The sequence below is a fragment of the Mycobacterium sp. 012931 genome (assembly GCF_000419295.1).
GTDB classification, from domain to species: Bacteria; Actinomycetota; Actinomycetes; order Mycobacteriales; family Mycobacteriaceae; genus Mycobacterium; species Mycobacterium marinum.
Genome location: NZ_AOPX01000001.1, coordinates 3,330,331 through 3,347,144, shown reverse-complemented (window position 1 = coordinate 3,347,144; position 16,814 = coordinate 3,330,331). Strand labels below are relative to the sequence as shown.

The 16,814-nt window shown below is 63.4% G+C and carries 20 protein-coding genes; 7 read left to right on the top strand and 13 right to left on the bottom strand.

Annotated features, from left to right (window positions below):
* Positions 1-16: 16 nt before the first annotated feature.
* From MMSP_RS14730 to MMSP_RS14710, 5 genes are all read left to right on the top strand, one after another.
* Positions 17-1,189 carry a VOC family protein gene (locus MMSP_RS14730; protein WP_020787266.1) on the top strand — a complete coding sequence of 391 codons (1,173 nt, stop codon included), beginning with the start codon at positions 17-19 and terminating at the stop codon, positions 1,187-1,189.
* Positions 1,186-2,136 carry a fumarylacetoacetate hydrolase family protein gene (locus MMSP_RS14725; protein ID WP_020787265.1) on the top strand — a complete coding sequence of 317 codons (951 nt, stop codon included), beginning with the start codon at positions 1,186-1,188 and terminating at the stop codon, positions 2,134-2,136. Before MMSP_RS14730 ends, MMSP_RS14725 begins: the two co-directional genes overlap by 4 nt.
* A complete protein-coding gene (locus MMSP_RS14720; protein WP_020787264.1) occupies positions 2,133-3,677 on the top strand; it encodes a bifunctional 3-(3-hydroxy-phenyl)propionate/3-hydroxycinnamic acid hydroxylase in 1,545 nt (514 codons plus the stop codon). The genes MMSP_RS14725 and MMSP_RS14720 overlap by 4 nt, the downstream gene beginning before the upstream one ends.
* Positions 3,678-3,741: 64 nt before the next feature.
* Positions 3,742-4,215, top strand: coding sequence for an acetyltransferase (locus MMSP_RS14715; RefSeq protein ID WP_020787263.1), 474 nt, complete (start codon positions 3,742-3,744; stop codon positions 4,213-4,215).
* A gap of 214 nt (positions 4,216-4,429) precedes the next feature.
* Positions 4,430-4,663, top strand: a complete 234-nt coding sequence (locus MMSP_RS14710; RefSeq protein ID WP_012394683.1) for a CsbD family protein — start codon at positions 4,430-4,432, stop codon at positions 4,661-4,663.
* Between the two features lie 141 nt (positions 4,664-4,804).
* On the opposite strand, the gene MMSP_RS14705 is transcribed toward MMSP_RS14710, so the two are convergent.
* A complete protein-coding gene (locus MMSP_RS14705) occupies positions 4,805-5,203 on the bottom strand; it encodes a MerR family transcriptional regulator (protein ID WP_020787262.1) in 399 nt (132 codons plus the stop codon).
* A 145-nt stretch (positions 5,204-5,348) separates the two neighbouring features.
* On the opposite strand from MMSP_RS14705, the gene MMSP_RS14700 reads away from it, so the two are divergent.
* A complete protein-coding gene (locus tag MMSP_RS14700; protein ID WP_036426536.1) occupies positions 5,349-5,798 on the top strand; it encodes an Hsp20/alpha crystallin family protein in 450 nt (149 codons plus the stop codon).
* A 427-nt stretch (positions 5,799-6,225) separates the two neighbouring features.
* Positions 6,226-6,954 (top strand): GTP cyclohydrolase I, encoded by a 729-nt coding sequence (folE, locus tag MMSP_RS14695; protein ID WP_015355736.1) that lies wholly within the window; start codon positions 6,226-6,228, stop codon positions 6,952-6,954.
* Positions 6,955-6,988: 34 nt separating this feature from the next.
* On the opposite strand, the gene MMSP_RS14690 is transcribed toward folE, so the two are convergent.
* The 12 genes from MMSP_RS14690 to MMSP_RS14635 form a co-directional block, all read right to left on the bottom strand.
* Positions 6,989-7,876 carry a universal stress protein gene (locus MMSP_RS14690; RefSeq protein ID WP_015355735.1) on the bottom strand — a complete coding sequence of 296 codons (888 nt, stop codon included), beginning with the start codon at positions 7,874-7,876 and terminating at the stop codon, positions 6,989-6,991.
* A 16-nt stretch (positions 7,877-7,892) separates the two neighbouring features.
* Positions 7,893-8,237 carry a ferredoxin gene (fdxA, locus tag MMSP_RS14685; protein ID WP_036427288.1) on the bottom strand — a complete coding sequence of 115 codons (345 nt, stop codon included), beginning with the start codon at positions 8,235-8,237 and terminating at the stop codon, positions 7,893-7,895.
* An 89-nt stretch (positions 8,238-8,326) separates the two neighbouring features.
* The gene (locus MMSP_RS14680) at positions 8,327-9,211 is read right to left on the bottom strand and encodes a universal stress protein (RefSeq protein ID WP_020787259.1); all 885 of its coding nucleotides are present in this window, start codon (positions 9,209-9,211) and stop codon (positions 8,327-8,329) included.
* A 168-nt stretch (positions 9,212-9,379) separates the two neighbouring features.
* Positions 9,380-9,646: a hypothetical protein gene (locus tag MMSP_RS14675; protein ID WP_015355734.1), complete on the bottom strand. Its 267-nt coding sequence runs from the start codon at positions 9,644-9,646 to the stop codon at positions 9,380-9,382.
* Complete coding sequence (locus MMSP_RS14670) at positions 9,643-10,257, bottom strand: RNA polymerase sigma factor (protein WP_020725466.1); 615 nt, start codon at positions 10,255-10,257, stop codon at positions 9,643-9,645. The genes MMSP_RS14675 and MMSP_RS14670 overlap by 4 nt, the downstream gene beginning before the upstream one ends.
* Positions 10,258-10,276: 19 nt before the next feature.
* A complete protein-coding gene (locus tag MMSP_RS14665) occupies positions 10,277-11,344 on the bottom strand; it encodes an acyl-CoA dehydrogenase family protein (protein WP_020787258.1) in 1,068 nt (355 codons plus the stop codon).
* A gap of 171 nt (positions 11,345-11,515) precedes the next feature.
* On the bottom strand, positions 11,516-12,040 hold the full coding sequence (locus MMSP_RS14660) for an OsmC family protein (RefSeq protein WP_020787257.1): 525 nt from the start codon (positions 12,038-12,040) through the stop codon (positions 11,516-11,518).
* 405 nt (positions 12,041-12,445) lie between these two features.
* The gene (locus tag MMSP_RS14655) at positions 12,446-12,736 is read right to left on the bottom strand and encodes a WXG100 family type VII secretion target (protein WP_015355730.1); all 291 of its coding nucleotides are present in this window, start codon (positions 12,734-12,736) and stop codon (positions 12,446-12,448) included.
* Between the two features lie 35 nt (positions 12,737-12,771).
* Positions 12,772-13,065 carry a type VII secretion system protein EsxG gene (gene esxG / locus MMSP_RS14650; protein WP_020787256.1) on the bottom strand — a complete coding sequence of 98 codons (294 nt, stop codon included), beginning with the start codon at positions 13,063-13,065 and terminating at the stop codon, positions 12,772-12,774.
* A gap of 36 nt (positions 13,066-13,101) precedes the next feature.
* Positions 13,102-14,388, bottom strand: a complete 1,287-nt coding sequence (locus tag MMSP_RS14645) for a PPE family protein (protein ID WP_020787255.1) — start codon at positions 14,386-14,388, stop codon at positions 13,102-13,104.
* Between the two features lie 10 nt (positions 14,389-14,398).
* On the bottom strand, positions 14,399-14,704 hold the full coding sequence (locus tag MMSP_RS14640; protein ID WP_011740247.1) for a PE family protein: 306 nt from the start codon (positions 14,702-14,704) through the stop codon (positions 14,399-14,401).
* A 438-nt stretch (positions 14,705-15,142) separates the two neighbouring features.
* Positions 15,143-16,357 (bottom strand): PPE family protein, encoded by a 1,215-nt coding sequence (locus MMSP_RS14635; protein ID WP_020787254.1) that lies wholly within the window; start codon positions 16,355-16,357, stop codon positions 15,143-15,145.
* Between the last annotated feature and the right edge of the window lie 457 nt (positions 16,358-16,814).

Genomic DNA, 16,814 nt, shown 5'->3' with positions numbered 1-16,814 from the left:
ACGATTTCGTCAGTTAGTGACCAAGGAAGTGGCGGTGGACGCGATGGTCGACATCGGCGGTGACCTGAAGAAGGGCGTACATCAGGACATGCACAGCGAACAGGGCGCCCGGCCTGACGAACACCCCGGCAGGTCCGGTAATCCGATCATCAAAGTTGTCGACCTGGCGTGGCTCGAGTTCGAGAAGCCGGATCTGGTTCGTACCGAGGCGTTCGCGCGCGCCTTCGGCCTACAGGCCGCATGGCGCAGCCCCGACGAGCTTCGGTTGCGTGGCACCGATGCGGGCGCGGCCTGTGTGATCGTGCGCCGTGCGCCACGGACCCGATTCGCCGGCGTGGCCTACCGGGCCTGCGATGAGGTCGACGTCCTGCGTCTTGCCGATAAATGCGGGGCAACCGCACGACCGCTGCCGGAGACCATCGGCGGGCTTACGGTCGATCTGGTCGACCCCAGTGGAATGGCGGTACGCGTGGTTGCGGGCATGGATGAACTGCCCACGCTTCCAACGCAGCAACCAAGCGTTCTGAATTTCGGACATGATCTGTCACGCGCCAACCTTCCCCAGCGCCCCCCGCGGGTACCCGCCCGGATACAGCGGCTAGGCCATGTGGTGGTGCAGTCCACCAGGTACGCCGAAGCGCTGAACTGGTACCTGGACCACTTGGGGATGATCGTCAGCGACTTCCAGTTCTTCCCCGGTCAGCGCGACCGCGGCCCCACCATGAGCTTCATCCGCTGCGATCGCGGCTCGACACCGGCAGATCACCACACCTTGGCGATGGCACTGGGTCCGGCCAACCGCTACCTGCACTCGGCCTATCAGGTAAGTGACCTCGACGCCCTCGCCGCCGGTGGCGAATACCTCAAGGAGCGCGGCTACTTTCGCTCGTGGGGCATCGGCAGACATATTCAAGGCAGTCAGATCTTCGACTACTGGCGCGATCCCGACGGCTTCCTTGTCGAACACTTCACCGATGGCGACATGTTCGACAACAGCCTCGAACCCGGCTGGGCCCCGTTGACCGCTTCAGGCATGGCCCAGTGGGGGCCGCCGGCGACCAAAGACTTTCTCGGAACCGGCCCGAAATCCGCTCGCCACGAGCTAGTTTCGATGATCACCGCATTGCGGGCAACCAATGAGTTCGACTTCAACCGCCTCATCGGCCTACTGAAAGTTCCCTCCCTATGACCATATCCGTACTGCACACCGCCGACGGCTGGTGGGTAAAGACCGCGAGTGGAGCCGCGCAGGTGGCCACCGCCGCGGTTACCACCGCCGAGTTGCTTACCGACCGGGCCGCGATCGACCTGGCTGCAAACAGCGGCGACCGTACACCCATCGACGGCCTCCAGCTGATCTCACCGGTGACCCGACCCTGCCGGGTCGTGGCTCAGATGACCAATTTCGAATCGCACGTCAAGGATGCGGGGATGGACCCGACCGCGGTTCCGTTGACCTTCTTCCGCAAAGCGTCGGCATCGATCACCGGCCCGTTTGACGACATCGTCAAGCCCGCACACGTCCAACTCCTCGACTATGAGGTGGAGATAGGGCTGGTGATCGGTCGGGCAATTCCCTTGGGAACCAATCTCTCCGATGCGAATCTGGCCGACTTCATCGCCGGCTTGGTCGTCGCCAACGATGTGTCGGCACGCGACATTCAGCTTCCGCAGACACAATTCTATGAAGCCAAGTCCTACCCGACCTTCACACCAATCGGACCGCAGCTTGTGTTGCTCGACGCCGACGAACTCCGGCGCTTCGGCGAGCTGCGACTGCGACTGCGACTGCGACTGCGCGTGAATGGTGACGAGCGACAGAACAGCCTTGTCGAGGGCGACATGCTGTACCGGCCCCTGCAGGCCCTGCAATCACTCAACCAGTTTCAGGAACTCGCGCCCAGCGACTTGGTGCTCACCGGCACGCCGGTGGGCACCGCACTCAGCGCGCCGCCCAAGCCGGTCGAGATCATCGGAAACCTGTTGCCGCCGGCCCTCAAATGGAAAGCGTTCTTCAAGCGTCAGGCCAGCAACCCGAAATACGTTCAAGACGGTGACATCGTCGAAGCCTCGGTGCGCACCGACGATGGTCTCATCGACCTCGGAACCCAACACACCGCTGTGCGATACGCGTGAGTGACAAGCCATTCCAGACGATCCGGCAGGTACCTGTCGTCATCGTCGGCGCCGGGCCAACCGGCATCACCGCCGCGACCTTACTGGCCCAATACGGCGTCGAATCCATGGTTCTGGAACGTTGGACCGACGTGTACCCACAGCCCCGGGCCGTACACCTCGACGACGAAATCTACCGGGTGATCGCTCGTCTGGGCATCGCCGACGAATTTGCGGCAATCTCTCGGCCGACGCAGGGTTTGCGGCTGCTCGACAACCGATTCAACGTGCTCACCGAATTCCATCGCAACCCCGTACGCAGCCTCCATGGCTTCCCGCAAGCCAACATGTTCGACCAGCCGGAGTTGGAGACCTTGCTGCGGGCAAACCTCAAGCGCTACGCACACGCGCAATTGCGTGGCGGCGCGGAGGTCATCGAGATCTGCGATACCAACGAACTGCTGCGCGTTACGTTTACCGATCGATCCGACGGCAGGGTCCACCATGTCGACGCCGAATACGTACTGGGCTGCGACGGCGCCAACAGCATGGTCCGCAGCCACATCGGATCCACGATGGCGGATCTGAACTTCCAGCAACGCTGGCTGGTCGTGGATGTGGCCACCGAGTGCGACCTGGCGCAGTGGGACGGCGTGTACCAAGTGTGCGATCCGTTTCGCGCCGCCACCTACATGCGCATCGGGCAATCTCGCTATCGGTGGGAGTTTCAGCTACGCCCGGGTGAACGTACCGAGGATTTCAACTCGATAAGCGCGTTGCGTCCGCTGATCGCACCGTGGACTACCGACATCGCGGAGGGAGACCTCACCCTGTTGCGCGTCGCCGAATACACGTTCCGCGCTCAAATCGCCGACCAGTGGCGCCGCGGCAAAATCTTCATCCTGGGGGACGCAGCGCACCTCACTCCCCCGTTCATCGGCCAGGGCATCGGAGCCGGACTGCGCGACGCGATGAACCTCAGTTGGAAGATTGCCGCCGTCCGATGCGGCACTCTGACCGCAGATGCCCTTGACACCTACCAGCAGGAACGCAAACCGCACACCCGCCAGCTGATCCGACTGGCGCTGGCCATCGGTCAGTTCATGACCGGCGGCGGCCGGTTGGGCAACGTTGTTCGCCGCGCCCTACTACCCCGAGTCCGTTTCGTTCCCGGCCTGCGCGACAAGATCAGCGACTCGACCACGCCCGCACTGCATGCTTCGGCGTTGGTGCACAAGACACATCGGCTCGGCCGATCACGACAGCTCGCCGGCTCGCTATGCCCTAATCCACTACTGCCCGAAGGCCAACGACTCGACGCTGTGATCGGGACGCGGTTTGCCGTCATCACCTCGACGTCACTGGGCGAGGCCCAGAAACTGCTCTTGCGCCGGCGCGATGTGTTGGTGGTGGTCACCCCGCCCGCGAGTAGCCTTGCCGATTGGCTGCGCCGCGGCGGAGTCAAGGCGGTGCTGGTGCGGCCGGACCGGACGGTGATGCGGGCAGCACGTGACACGGTCGCCCCGTGCTCATGGGCCGACCGGGCGCTGCAAGCCAGTTAGTGCCGATGTCCACCGCCGGACCCGCGCTGTTAGGCACGAGCCGCGGCTGACCTAGCCTGGTCGGATGAATGCGCCCAACGAGTTTTTGCTGCGGCCGTGTCGTGGGCAGGCTGAATGGCCTGCGCTGGTGCAAATCTGGCGCGGCGCGGTCGAGGCGACTCACCACTTCTTGACCGCCGACGATATCGGCTTCTACGAGACGAAGCTGGCCAATGAGTACCTGGGACTGGTTGCGCTGACGGTCGCGGTCGCCGAGAATTTACCGGTGGGGTTCTCCGGAATCGCCGACGGGAAGTTGGAAATGCTGTTTATTGATCAGCAGTTTCGCGGACGCGGCGCCGGTTCTGCCTTGCTGCGCGCTGCGTTGGCCGCAATTCCGGACCTGTTGGTCGATGTGAACGAGCAGAATCCGCAAGCCGTCGGCTTCTATCATCGCCACGGTTTCGTGACGTTCGGGCGCTCGGAAACCGATGGCGACGGGCGGCCGTTTCCGCTCCTGCATCTGCGGCGCGGGTCGGCTCCACCGCGCCCCAGCTGACCACGGCCCAACCAGCCGCGGGTGACTTCCTGGGCCGCTCGAGGTGACTCAGGCCACACGTTTGAGCCTGATGCCTTCTGGAAACCCCTCTTCGTGCAGGGGAATTCCGGATCCAGACGTGAAGAAGACGCGCTAGTGCTCCGGACTCTGCTGGCTGAGCGCACCGATCGAACTGCGCGGTAGCCGTTTGACAACAAGCATCAAGGAGGAATCCATGGCGGACAAGAGTGGCCCCCAAGAAGCTGTCGAGGGCGTCGTTGAAGGCGCCAAGGGCAAGGCAAAGGAAGTCTTTGGAGCCGTGACCGGTCGCGATGACGTCAAGCGCGAGGGTCAGGCCCAGCAGGACAAGGCCGACGCTCAGCGTGACGCGGCCAAGAAGGAAGCCGAGGCAGAAGCTGCTCGCCGCGGCGCCGACGTCGCCGAAGAGCGCCAGAAGGCCAATCAGTAGTCAGCACCCTCCGATGGGCTCAGTCCGAATGGCGGACTGGGCCCATCGGCTTGCAAACGGGTCACGATACCGGCCCCACAGCGCGCGAGTCTAGGTAATGGACTGCAGCTAAACGGTTTTCGACCGCATTGCGCGGACCTGTCAAGAAGTGTCGCCGCCCTCACCGTTCTCGGCGGACCGCCCATGGTTCATCAATCTCACGGCCGCCCTCGCGGCATCGCGCAGGGAGCGATTGCTGGCCAGCAGGTCGCAATTCGCCGCAGCCAGAGCGGCATTGTCGTCTTCGAGGTTGAGAATGCGTGAGATTCCGGCCAGATTGATGCCGGCCTCGATGAGGACGCTGACGCGCTGCAGCCGGACCAGATCATCGGCACTGTAACGGCGGGTACCACCTTCGCTACGCGCGGGGGTCACCAGCCCATGGCGCTCATACAGACGAAGCGACTGCACCGCGATACCCGAAAGCTCCGCCGTCACCGAGATGCCGTACACGCCGACATCGGGGGCCGGCCCTCCGGCGTGGCCGAGACGATCGGCCATGGCCACCTCCTCGACTACCCCTCGCGCAGAAAACCTGTCTATCACACTTGCGCTGTGCTACCGATAGTGTTATACATTTATCTATGTCGTCTGACATAGATAAATTGGACTACCAATTACAGGATTGGAGTGAGAGGTGGCCGCAATGTTGATGCGTACCGACCCGTTCCGCGACCTGGACCGCTTCGCCCAGCAAGTGCTTGGCACGTCGGCCCGACCAGCGGTAATGCCGATGGACGCGTGGCGAGAGGGTGACAAATTCGTCGTCGAGTTCGATCTGCCGGGCATAGACGCCGACTCCCTGGACATCGACATCGAACGCAATGTGGTGACCGTTCGCGCCGAACGGCCGGCCGTGGACCCGAATCGAGAGATGCTGGCCAGCGAACGACCCCGTGGAGTATTCAGCCGCCAGCTAGTACTTGGCGAGAACCTCGACACCGCCAGGATCGCGGCCTCCTACACGGAAGGTGTGCTGAAGCTGCAGATCCCGGTGGCCGAAAAGGCCAAGCCGCGTAAGATTTCGATCACCAGAGGTGCTGGCGACAAAACCATCAGCGAAAACGATGCGCATCCTGAGGTGATAGAAGCCTGATCCACTACTGGGCGAAGCGCGGCCGTCCCGCCGGACGCTAAACCTTGCCGGAGTTGACAACAGCCGCGCTTCGCCCAGACACATCCGCAGTTGGACGCCACACAACAGCAGCGCTTAGTCGCCAAATTACTTGCACGCTTTGGGTTTTAGCTGATGACACGGGGCTGTCGGCGTATCGCTTGGCGGCAAGCATCTGGAAGGTATCCGCGAGTACCTGGCCCGCTTCCCTCAATCGGGGGACATCTCTTTCACCCCCATTCATGACTGATCAGCCGACAGACAACGGCGCGCCGCGGCGGCACCATGACAGTGGAGCAGTGACCAAGTCGCGCGCTCTTGGCTGACACCCCCGCAAGCAAGAGGGTTCCAACGTGAACATCGTGACCATCGCCGCCTGCCAGATGATTCGGGCGGTGGGATAAGCGCCATGCCATCGGCACCCCACCAGGGGCGCTACCAGATGCCGCCGTTGCGGCCCAGCGCCTGGCAAATGACAAATGACGGCGTCGCGTACGGGGCGGCGTCCTACCACCCGAATTCGGGCTACCCGCATTCGGGCCGGCGCCCGATGAATTCACCGGCGTGGTACGACAACAACCCAGACCTGGCCGTCGAATGCGCCGTCCAGCAGTTACTCGACGCACTGGGCGTGGACGACGGAGAGCACACCGCCGGGACGCCCGCGCGCGTCGCACGAGCGTGGAGAGAGATGTTGTGGGGATATCACGAGGTACCGGAGGACCAGCTCGCTACCGACTTTCCCGCTCCCGATGACCCGGGACTGATCGTCATGCACGGCATTTCGTTCTCCTCCACCTGCGCACACCATCTCTTGCCGTTCACCGGCACCGCCACGATCGCCTACCGCCCGCATCCGGGCCAGCGCATCGTCGGCTTGTCCAAACTGGCCCGGCTGGTGGACGGTTACGCCGCACGGCTGCAGGTACAAGAGCGCATCGGACAGCAAGCGGTGGACGGAATAATGCGCAGGCTCAACCCCTCCGGAGCCATGTGCATCATCACCGCCAGACACGATTGCATGCGACTGCGCGGGGTACGCGATCCGGCCGCCGAGGCGACTACCGAAGCGCGAAAAGGTATTTGGTCAGATCATGAAATGGCGTTGATTCATCGCCTGCACGGCGGAGCCCGCTGAAATCGGCGCCGTCATCGGATGTAGCGAAACCGAATCACGATGACCGCGCCACTATCACCGGCATCCGCACGGCATGCACGACCGCGTTGCTCACCGAGCCGAGCAGCACACCGGTGATGCCGCCACGGCCGTGACTGCCGACAACCACCAGTTGAACGGTTTGCGACATTTCGACCAGCTGATGAGCGGGTTTGTCGCATACGACCACCCGCCGGACGGTCACATCGGGATAGCGTTCCTCCCAGCCTGCCAGCCGCTCAGCGAGGCTCAGCCGGGCTTCGGCTTCCATCGTCGACCAGTTCAGGCCCGGTAGTTCGACCACATCCTGGTCACTCCACGCGTGCACCGCGATCAGCTCGACGCCGCGGCGTGATGCCTCATCGAACGCGACCGCGGTAGCCAGCTCCGAAGCCGGGGAGCCGTCGATCCCCACCAGGACCGGCGCATGCAGCGGATCCGGGATCATCGGATCTTCGTCGCGAATGACCGCCACTGGACAGCTGGCACGTCGCACCAGGCTCGAGCTGACCGAACCCAGTAGCACCCGGGCCAGCGCTCCGTGCCCAGAGCTGCCCACGACCATCAGTTCTGCCTCGGCGGACATCTCGACCATGGTCGGTACCGGCAAGGAGAAGACGATCTCACTTTTGATGGTGAGCTCGCGGTCCCCCGCCACCGACTCCTCGGCGATCTTGACCGCACCGGCAATGACCTTGCGCCCCTCGTCTTCCTGCCACACGGCCCAGGTATCGGGATAAGGCATCGGCGGCCACGTCGCCACATCGGTGTTGACCACGTGGACCACGGTCAGTAGCAGATTCCGCATCGCCGCGTCCCGGGCTGCCCAGCAAACGGCGGCATTCGATGCCGGTGAACCGTCGACTCCAACGACAACGCCGAGACGCTTTCCGAGTGTGGACATGTCCGTGCTCCTCCGATTACAAGCCGCTTGGCGGCATGGCAGCGATCAAAGGTGTGTCGACACCGATGCGCCCCACTGTATCCGCACCGCCCGGCGAGCCGAGCGGTGCGTCGCGGCCCGGCAGGATCTCGCGGAAAAAAGCCGCATTGTCGGCGAGGTGTTGTCGCTGCTCGTCCGGAAGGTCCTCTTCCCAGTAGATCGCGCCCACCCGGCAGGTCGTCTTGCAGGCACCACAATCAACGCACTCATCGGGGTTGATGTACATCGTGCGAGCGCCCTCATAGATGCAATCAACAGGGCATTCCTGAGTACACGACTTTTCGGCGACGTCCACGCATTCTCGGCCGATCACATAGGTCATGGCCACAAGTTACTAAACGCCTGGCGATACCCGCGTCTATCGAAAGGCCTGACGAGCAGGGACCAAAGACCTTTGTCGGGCGGCTGCCACTAGGCGGGACGAACGACGATCACCGGAACTTTCGCCGAGTGGGCCACCGTCGAGCTGACCGAACCCAGGAGCATGCCGGGGAACCCTCCGCGGCCCCGATTTCCCACGATCACCAACTGTGCGTGCTGAGCTTCCTCGAGCAGCCAATGCGCGGGCTTGTCGCAGACCAACGAACGCTTGACGTGCACATCGGGGTACTGCTCCTGCCAGCCCGCCAGGCGCTCAGCCAGGATCTCCTCTCCTTGACTCTCACGCTCGCGCCAATCCATACCGAGGATGGGAAACACGCCAACGTCGCTCCATGCATGCAGGGCTACCAAGTCCACGCCCCGGCGGGACGCCTCTTCGAACGCCATAGCGGTGGCGGCTTCCGCGGCCGGTGATCCATCGATACCCACGACCACGGCCGCGCCTGGGTCCGGAGCCGCGCCGCTATCGGAGTGAACCACCGCGACCGGACAATGGGCATGGTGAAGCAGCGCCGAGCAGACCGAGCCCAACAGCATGCGGCCCAGTGCGCCCATCCCCTGGCTGCCCACTACCACCATCGAGGCCTGCGTTGAGGCTTCGATAAGCGCGGCCACCACATTGGAATAGACGACCTCTGTGCGCACGTCTGGCGACTCCGAATCACCCAGCGCCTCCGAGAGGACCTTACGGGCCCGCTCCATCACGCTGTTGGCTTCGTCCCGCTGCCAATCAGGCATTTCCGCATACAGCTGGCCAACAGGCCAACCGACGACCACGGGGGCCACCCCGTGCATCAAGGTGATGGGTGTGCGATGAAGACCCGCCTCGCGGGCGGCCCAGGCTACCGCGGCATCCGACTGCGCGGAGCCGTCAACAGCGACCAAAATTCCATCTTTCTTTGCACCACTCGACATTCCATACTCCTCGCGTCGGGCCCAGGTACCTGGCGAGCGATAGGCCAACCGGGATCCCGGCACCAGATCGCCCTGGTTTGAGTCCCGACCTGACCGTATACGACAGACCGCGTTGAGCAGCAGAGTCCATGGACCCCACATCGCCGCCCAGGCTGACCCGCGAACACCTCACTGCTCGCTGGCGCGAAACGCGTTGATCGCGTTGATGACCCCCGCGATCTGCTCGTTGCTGAGCTTCTCCCCGTCGAAGGCGACGTTGAGCAGGATCTTCAGATCGAGCATTTGTTGCAGGTAGACCAGACACGGAGGACAGTCCTGCAGGTGTTTTTCCACGATCGCTCCCCACTGCTGCGGATCCGCATCAACCAGGTCATCAACGAGGTGGACGAACTCGACGCAGTCAATCGCAGGAACTGTGTTGTCGTAGACGGTCATCGTTGGTAGCGCTTCTCCAGTTCGGCGCGAAGGTTTCCTCGCCCCCGGTAAAGCAAAGCGCGTTGCGCTTCGGCGGACAGCTCAAGAGTATGGGCTGCCTCCTCGGCAGATATCCCTAACAGATCGCGCAGGATGACCAGTCGTCGCTGGCGTGGTGGCAGCGCATCCAGCGCCGCCCTTACGAAACCGACGGTTTCCTCCGCCACAGTTTGATCTTCTGGGATGAACCGCCTCGACGGCGGCACGCTCCAGTGCCCGGCATCCGGATGGCCGGCGGGATGCATGCGCCCAGAGAGCGGATCGATTTCTTCGGTGGCCAGCACCTCGTGCGCACGGATCCGTGAGTCGCGGCGCCGGTACCGCGATGCGGTGTTCTTAACGATGCCGAATAGCCAGGTTGCCACCGACGATCGCCCCTCGAAGGAGTCCGAAGACTGGATGACCTGCACCCACGCTTCCTGTACCGCTTCTTCGGCTATCGTCGGCGAACTCACCATGGTGCGAGCGAAATTCACCATCTGCCTGTGGTAGTCCCGAACCAAGCTGGCCAGCGGGATGCCGCCGACCATGTGCTCGGATGTGGGCTCGGGGGGTACCGCGGTCGGGGTCATCGTTGACCCACACGGTCACTCAACGGCATCTATCCAGTTCCCAGCGCAGCTGGGCCTCAGATGGCGACTGCACCGGAAGGAAGGCAGCCTCACGGTAGCGGCGGTTCGTCGGCGTCCTACTCGCATAGCCTTTGCCTCCGGCCACTCGTATCTCCAGGTCAGCACTAGCACAGGCGATCTTCGCGGAACTGAGTCGCAGCGAGAGCAACTCGCGCCGGCCCGCAGGCCGCTGTGTGCCGACCGACGCGGCCGCACCGGACAACGTGGACTCGGCCAGGGCAAGCCGTTCCGCGATGAGGTCGAGATCGGGAGCATAGACCGAGTTCACCCCGGCCAGAGCGATCCTGCTCTGCGCCAATGCGGTTCTGGCCAGGCCGATGCACATGGCCGACTGCAGCACCAAGAATGTCGGGCGGACCGCGTCGAGGAATCCCCCGCAGTCGGTGGACAGAACTTGTTCCGACGCGACGTACACATCCTGAAGTTCCAGCTGCGACGACGCCGTGCTGCCCATCGCCAACAGCTCGAAGTGATCCCCGACGGCAACGCCTGGGGTGGCCAACGGCAGAGCCACGATCAGCTTCTCGCCTCGCTCGGTGCGTGCCGCCGTCACCAACACAGAGTCCTGGTAGAGGTTGCTGGCCCACCGGATCGACCCACTGAGCTGGTAGCCGCCCGTGACCGGTCTGGCGGTCAGCTCCAGGTCGCCACAACCGGCCGCCTCTTTGAATGCTGCTGCCATGCCGCTAATCCCCAGTGCAGCGCCGGCTAGCAGGGGGCCGACGACGGCGAGGCTGTATTCCGTTGCGGCGGTGAGCAGGTACTCAACAGCCATGCGACTGGCCCAGACACTAAATCCGGTGCTCATACACTCCCCCGAGATGACGGAGATCGCCTCCGCCATCTGGGGCAGGCACCCGTCGGAGTTACCCGGTGCGCCCAGCCCGAGCACTCCGACAGCGCCAAGGCCCGGAAAGCTCCGACGTGCGGTTCCGTCCCCGCGGTCCAACGCACTGGCATGAGCGCGAATTTCAGCTAGCAGCTCCGAATGCAGCAAATCAGTCGCGGCATCCACGGTTGCGGTCACAGCGGGACCTCCTGTTCAGTGCTGTTGCAGGGGTAGCCGAGAAAAAACCTGCCGCGAAAGATCACCCGATCACCGAGGGGCCCGCGACGATGCTCGACCCGTACGGAGCCGGGGTGGAATAGTTCCGCGGCCGGGCACGACCTGCTCGCGTTATGGCTCATGACGAACCGCCTAGCCGATCTTCAGTGTCGAGTAGACAGTTGCCGGCCGGCGGAAGGTATTCACCACGGGCGACCACGCGATCGCGTTGTCGTGGATCTCGTTGAGCGTCGCTTCGTCGGCATCGCCGGCGAGGCTGACTTTGCACCGTACCGCAGTGAAACCAAGGAGCTTGTCGGCCGGGGTGTCACCTACGCCCCACACGGCGGAGATGTCGATGTCGGCTTCCATCTCGACCTCGATTTTGGTCAAGGCGACGCCACGGTGGGTCGCGTTGGCCAGCCGGCCCACCGAGATACATGACCCCAAGGCGGCCAGCGTGGTCTCGGAGGGGTTTGGTGCCGAGTCATAGCCGAGCAGCGACGGCGGTTCGCCGACGAGCACCGGCGCCAGGTCCCGCACGTAGGTCATGTTGCGAAAGCCGGCTTCACACACTGTCTTGGCCTTGAGCGTCTTCTTACCCGCGCTGGGGTCCGCCTTGGCGCCACAGGACAGCCGGTCGAGCCCCTCGGCGTCGATCGCAAGCACGTCGGTCATTCGGATTCTCCTTCTCGCAAGGCGAATATTTCTGGGTTGCAGCCGTTTAGTGCTTGGCGAGAAGCGAAACGTGACGAAAATGCACTGTGATCTACGTATCCGAACCGCCGATCACATCCCTGAAACATTCCAGACGTTGTCCTGTTCGATGTCGGGCATTGCACCGAGACAGCGCCGTCAAGGCGAGAGAAGCTCTGTTCACCAACAGTTTTGGGAGGGCGTCTCACAACGCAAGTAACCCAAAGGCCAAGCTGAGCCGGTCCCGACAGCACCATCCACAGCGCGCTGGCCGCGAAACCACCGCGCTGGTGATCGATGCTGCCGACCGTCCGGCAATCACTAACTGCTAGAGCATATTCCGACGTACGTGCCGGCCTAGGCCGGCGAACTTTACCGACGAGCGCACTAGGCGCCCCATTTAGCCGCTTCGGCTTGGTCACGAGCGCTCATGGCCAGGGTATTGGATTCATGGGTGCTTGCCATCGACTGATAGGCGCGCACCAAGTCCTCCATGGCCTGATTCCACTGGGTCTGCCAACCCTGGTAGGTCACACCGGTATCGCCCTGCCAGGCATTGGACAGCGCGGCCTGCTCGGCGGCGATATCAGCACCCAGGCCGTGCAGCGAGCCGGCATAGCCCGACATGTCGCCGGCATGAGCCGGCATCGCCGGGTAGTTGTACATGATCTGTGACATATGGATCCTTTCCTCGAGGCAACGTGTTGGGAAACTCAGAAGCCGGGATAGCTCGATGCGGCGGCGGCATCGGTAGCCACATACGTGCCCGCGGCATCCCCGAGGTTTGCCTGCGCCACGTCCAGCAGGGTGTTAACTTTTCCGGCGGCCTCCACAAAGCGGGCATGCGCGGCCTGAAAGGCCGTCGCGGACTCGCCGATGTGGAAGGCCTGCGCCGACAGCGCCGATTGCTCCGCCTGACCGATGGTGTGACGCATCAGCCCGACTTTGCTGGCAAACGCCGACTGCGAGGCCACCAACTGGCCGATGTGGGCATCCAACAGACTCATAAATGTCCTTTCTATCGATATGTTTCGGCGTACTACCTATGACAACGCCAGCTCCACCATCCTGTTCTCGCCCACCGGGGCGAAACAGTTTGTTTGCCAGAGACTGGGCAACAGCGGACTGGCTGCACCGCGCCCGTATTCATCACCGCCGAAGAGCGCCAGCCCGGCCGGTTGCACCACCGCCTTGCTGACAGTAGTTCCGGCAAAGCCCGACGTGCCCGCGTGCTGGCTGCCGGTCTCGAGCGGCATCGGCTCTACGCCGGAAGTGTCGTGTACCGATGAAGGCCGCGCAGCCTGGCCCACCCCCGACACCTCATCCGGCCCGCGCAGCACATCACGGTAAGACCCTTGATCCCCAACGGAAATCGGCACGTCTCCGAGATGCTGGGTGATTGCCAGCGGCAAACTGGCCGACAACGAAGCCCCGGCTCCCACCGCCAGCGAGATGGTGGCCGGCGCCACAGCACCGGCCGCGGCGGCCTGAACCATGGACAGGAGACCGACCGCTAGGGAGGGGTTTTCGTTGAGCAGAGCACCGAACTGCGGCAGAAACTGGTACTGCCAATAGTGGACGTAGTACGCAGCACCGATGTGATGGGCATCAACGGTAACGCAATCCACACCGATGCTCGATTGATCGAACATGGATCCGAAAGCGGTTGAGTAGGAGGCGTCCGAGAGCACGGATGCCGTGTCGATGAAGCTTCCGAATCCGGCGTGTCCCGAGTCGTCGTTGTCAGCAAGCATGTCCAAGTGGCTGACCGCGACGGCTGGCGCGTCGATACCGGGATTCACCAGCACCGGCGCCGGAGCCGCTGGCGGCACTGCCGCCAACGCAGCGGTCGAGCAGGCCTGATACACGCCCATCACGCTAGCGGCCTGAATCCACATCCGCACATAGTCGGCTTCGTTTAGAGCGATGGGAGCCACGTTGACGCCAAAGAAGTTCATTGCGACCAACACCTCGTGCACGGTGTGGTTTTCGGCCAACTCCGTCAACGTTGGCATCTCGGCCAACGCGCCGCTGTATGCCGCTGCGGCGGCCTCAAGAGCTGCGGCAGCTTCGGCACACACCAGGGCCGCCTCGGCCAGCCATGCCTTATACCGAATGTTTTCGGCTACATAGCTTTCCGCGCCTGCGCCTTCCCATTGCCAGCTGACTTCACCAAGCACAAAGCTGATGTCAACCGCCGCCAGCGCGAACTTCTCGCCGAGGCCCGCCCAGGCGGCCGCGGCCGCCTGCAGCGGTCCGAGCCCGGGGCCGCTGCTCAGCAACGCTGAATGCACTTCAGGCGGAGCAGCCATCCAAATGGGCGACGTCATCTCGAGTAGCTCACATGAACAACCCATAGGTCAACGCTGCAGCGGCGTCACCACTGGCATAGCTCAGACCCGATTCACCCACACCAACACCGGAACGGCCTAGTTCCTCAATGCCTTCCGTAGTGACGGCGACATGCTCGACACCGTGCGCGCTGAACCCGATCGCCGCCTCCAGCGACACCGGATCAGCCGCCGGCGGTACCACCGCAGTAATCAGCGGCGCCAATGCAGCATTGGCAGCTGCCAGCCGAGCGGTCAACGCCTCCACGGCCGCGCTGGTCGCGACCAGACCTTCAGGAACTACCCGCAATACCACTACCTTCCCCCTTCTGACTCATCAACGAAATTCGATTGCTTTCCACCGCGTCTCGCACGGAATGCGAGCCCAAGAAACTGAACTTCAATAGACCTACAGCACAGTGCATTCCATACATTCCGCCGTCGTGACTCCGCCGAGAGCAACAATGCGCCGCCCGGCGGCCTCGCCTGCACCATCCACTCCTCGCATTCCTCGGCCCGTAGCGAGGCATCAGCCCGTCGTAGCCAGTTCAGCCGTGCCCGTGGTGCCGCCACAGCGACACCACGACCGGTCATCGTCAGGACAGCGCCGTGACGGCGGATGCCCACGCCACCTACGGTGCCGCAACACGGCGACCGTCTCTTGACATTCCAAGACATTGTTTTGACTTTTCAGGACTTCGGCGTGTTGCGTACCCCACAGGCCACGCCCACGTGAGAGTCGCGTTACGCCTGGTTACCAGGTCGCCGGCAGCATCGGCTCCCGCAAGCCGCCCTCAAACTCGCTGCCGCCCAACATCATCAACCCCGCCGGGCGCACAGTAGACCCTTTGGCGGAGGTGCCGGCAAAATTCGACATGTCGGCACCCCGCTCAGAAGCCACCGCCGAAGCCGGGTTGCTTGCCGGCACCGCCGATCCAGCCGAGGCCAGTCCCGCCGCCGGCGCCGGCGCGGTTGACTCCGCCAACGACGGCGCCATCCCCCCGCGCGCGCCCACGAACACCACCTGGTCCTGGCCGGCATCGCCCAACTCACCCCTGCGCGACTGGTCCGCCAGGTACGCGGGAATGCCAATCGGCAATGCCGTCGCCAATGAGACCGGCACCCCCGTCGACAACCCGATCACAGCGCCGTTGAGGAGCAATGGCGCGGCGATCGTAAGAAGCGGGGGCCCGAATAGCAGCCCCAGGAACCCCACGAAGATCGAGAACATGAGCCCCAGAATCGTGAAGACAAACGCCTCCACAAGGATCAGAAAAGGCAGGACAAAGGCCAAGATGATCGTGTAGGCGACGATGGCATACAGGATCTCGAGCAATATCAGAATGATCTGAACCAGGATCCACAGGATGGACGGGCCGTCGGCCGGCGCGGCGGGCAGAGCGGCCGCAGAAACACCCTCCGCCGCACCGGCTTTGAGCACCACCGGGGCCGGCACGCCGCGCGGCGCGGCAGCCAGCGCCGCAGTCGAGCCCGCCTGATAGACACTCATCACCGTGGCCGCCTGGACCCACATCCGCGCATAGTCGGCCTCATTAAGCGCAATCGGAATGGTGTTGATCCCGAAGAAGTTCGTCCCAAGCAACACCGCGTGAGCGGCATGGTTGATGGCCAGCTCCGCCAAGGTAGGCATCGCCGCCAGTGCCGCAACATATTCCGCAGCAACCACCTCTTGCTCAGCAGCCATCACCGCATAGTCGGCACTGGCCTTGGTCAGCCACGCCGCATAAGGCAGATGAGCCGCCACATAGCTGGCCGCGCTCGGCCCTTGCCACGCCTGAGCCTGCACCCCGCCAAGAACACCAGCAAGGTCCTCGGCCACCGACGCATACTCAACACTCAACGACGCCCACGCCGTTGCAGCCTCCTGCAACGGCCCCGGCCCCGGACCCGCACTCAACAAAGCCGAATGCACCTTAGGCGGTACAGCCATCCAAAAAGCCGCCGTCATGCACTCACTCCTTCAGGCACAGCGAACAAATATGCGGTCACACGCCTTTAGTGCTTGGCGCGCAGCCACACGTGACGCCATTGGGCAGCGATTTACACGATCGACATGAACGTCATATGCCCGAAATGTCAGTGAGGCGCATTGTGAGCCGAGGACAAATGAGATGTTCGCCAACGGTTTTGGGCACTTGTGGCGCGCGCCACAAATTGTGAGCCGGATCAGCGCGGCCTGGACGACCAAGTGCGACTAGGTGACGTTCGGCAATAATCGGCGGCCCATTACGGCCAGCGCACGGGCCGTCGTGAATGGTATCGGGCAGGCTGGCAGCGGACGCCCCCCGAGCAGCCGGCAGCGGGATGCTAGATATTGCCCAGACACGTTGTTGACGCCGCGGTATTGCCCTCGCGGGTGCGTTGACCGTCCCCAGAATCAGGGAGACACATCACCCGACACAACG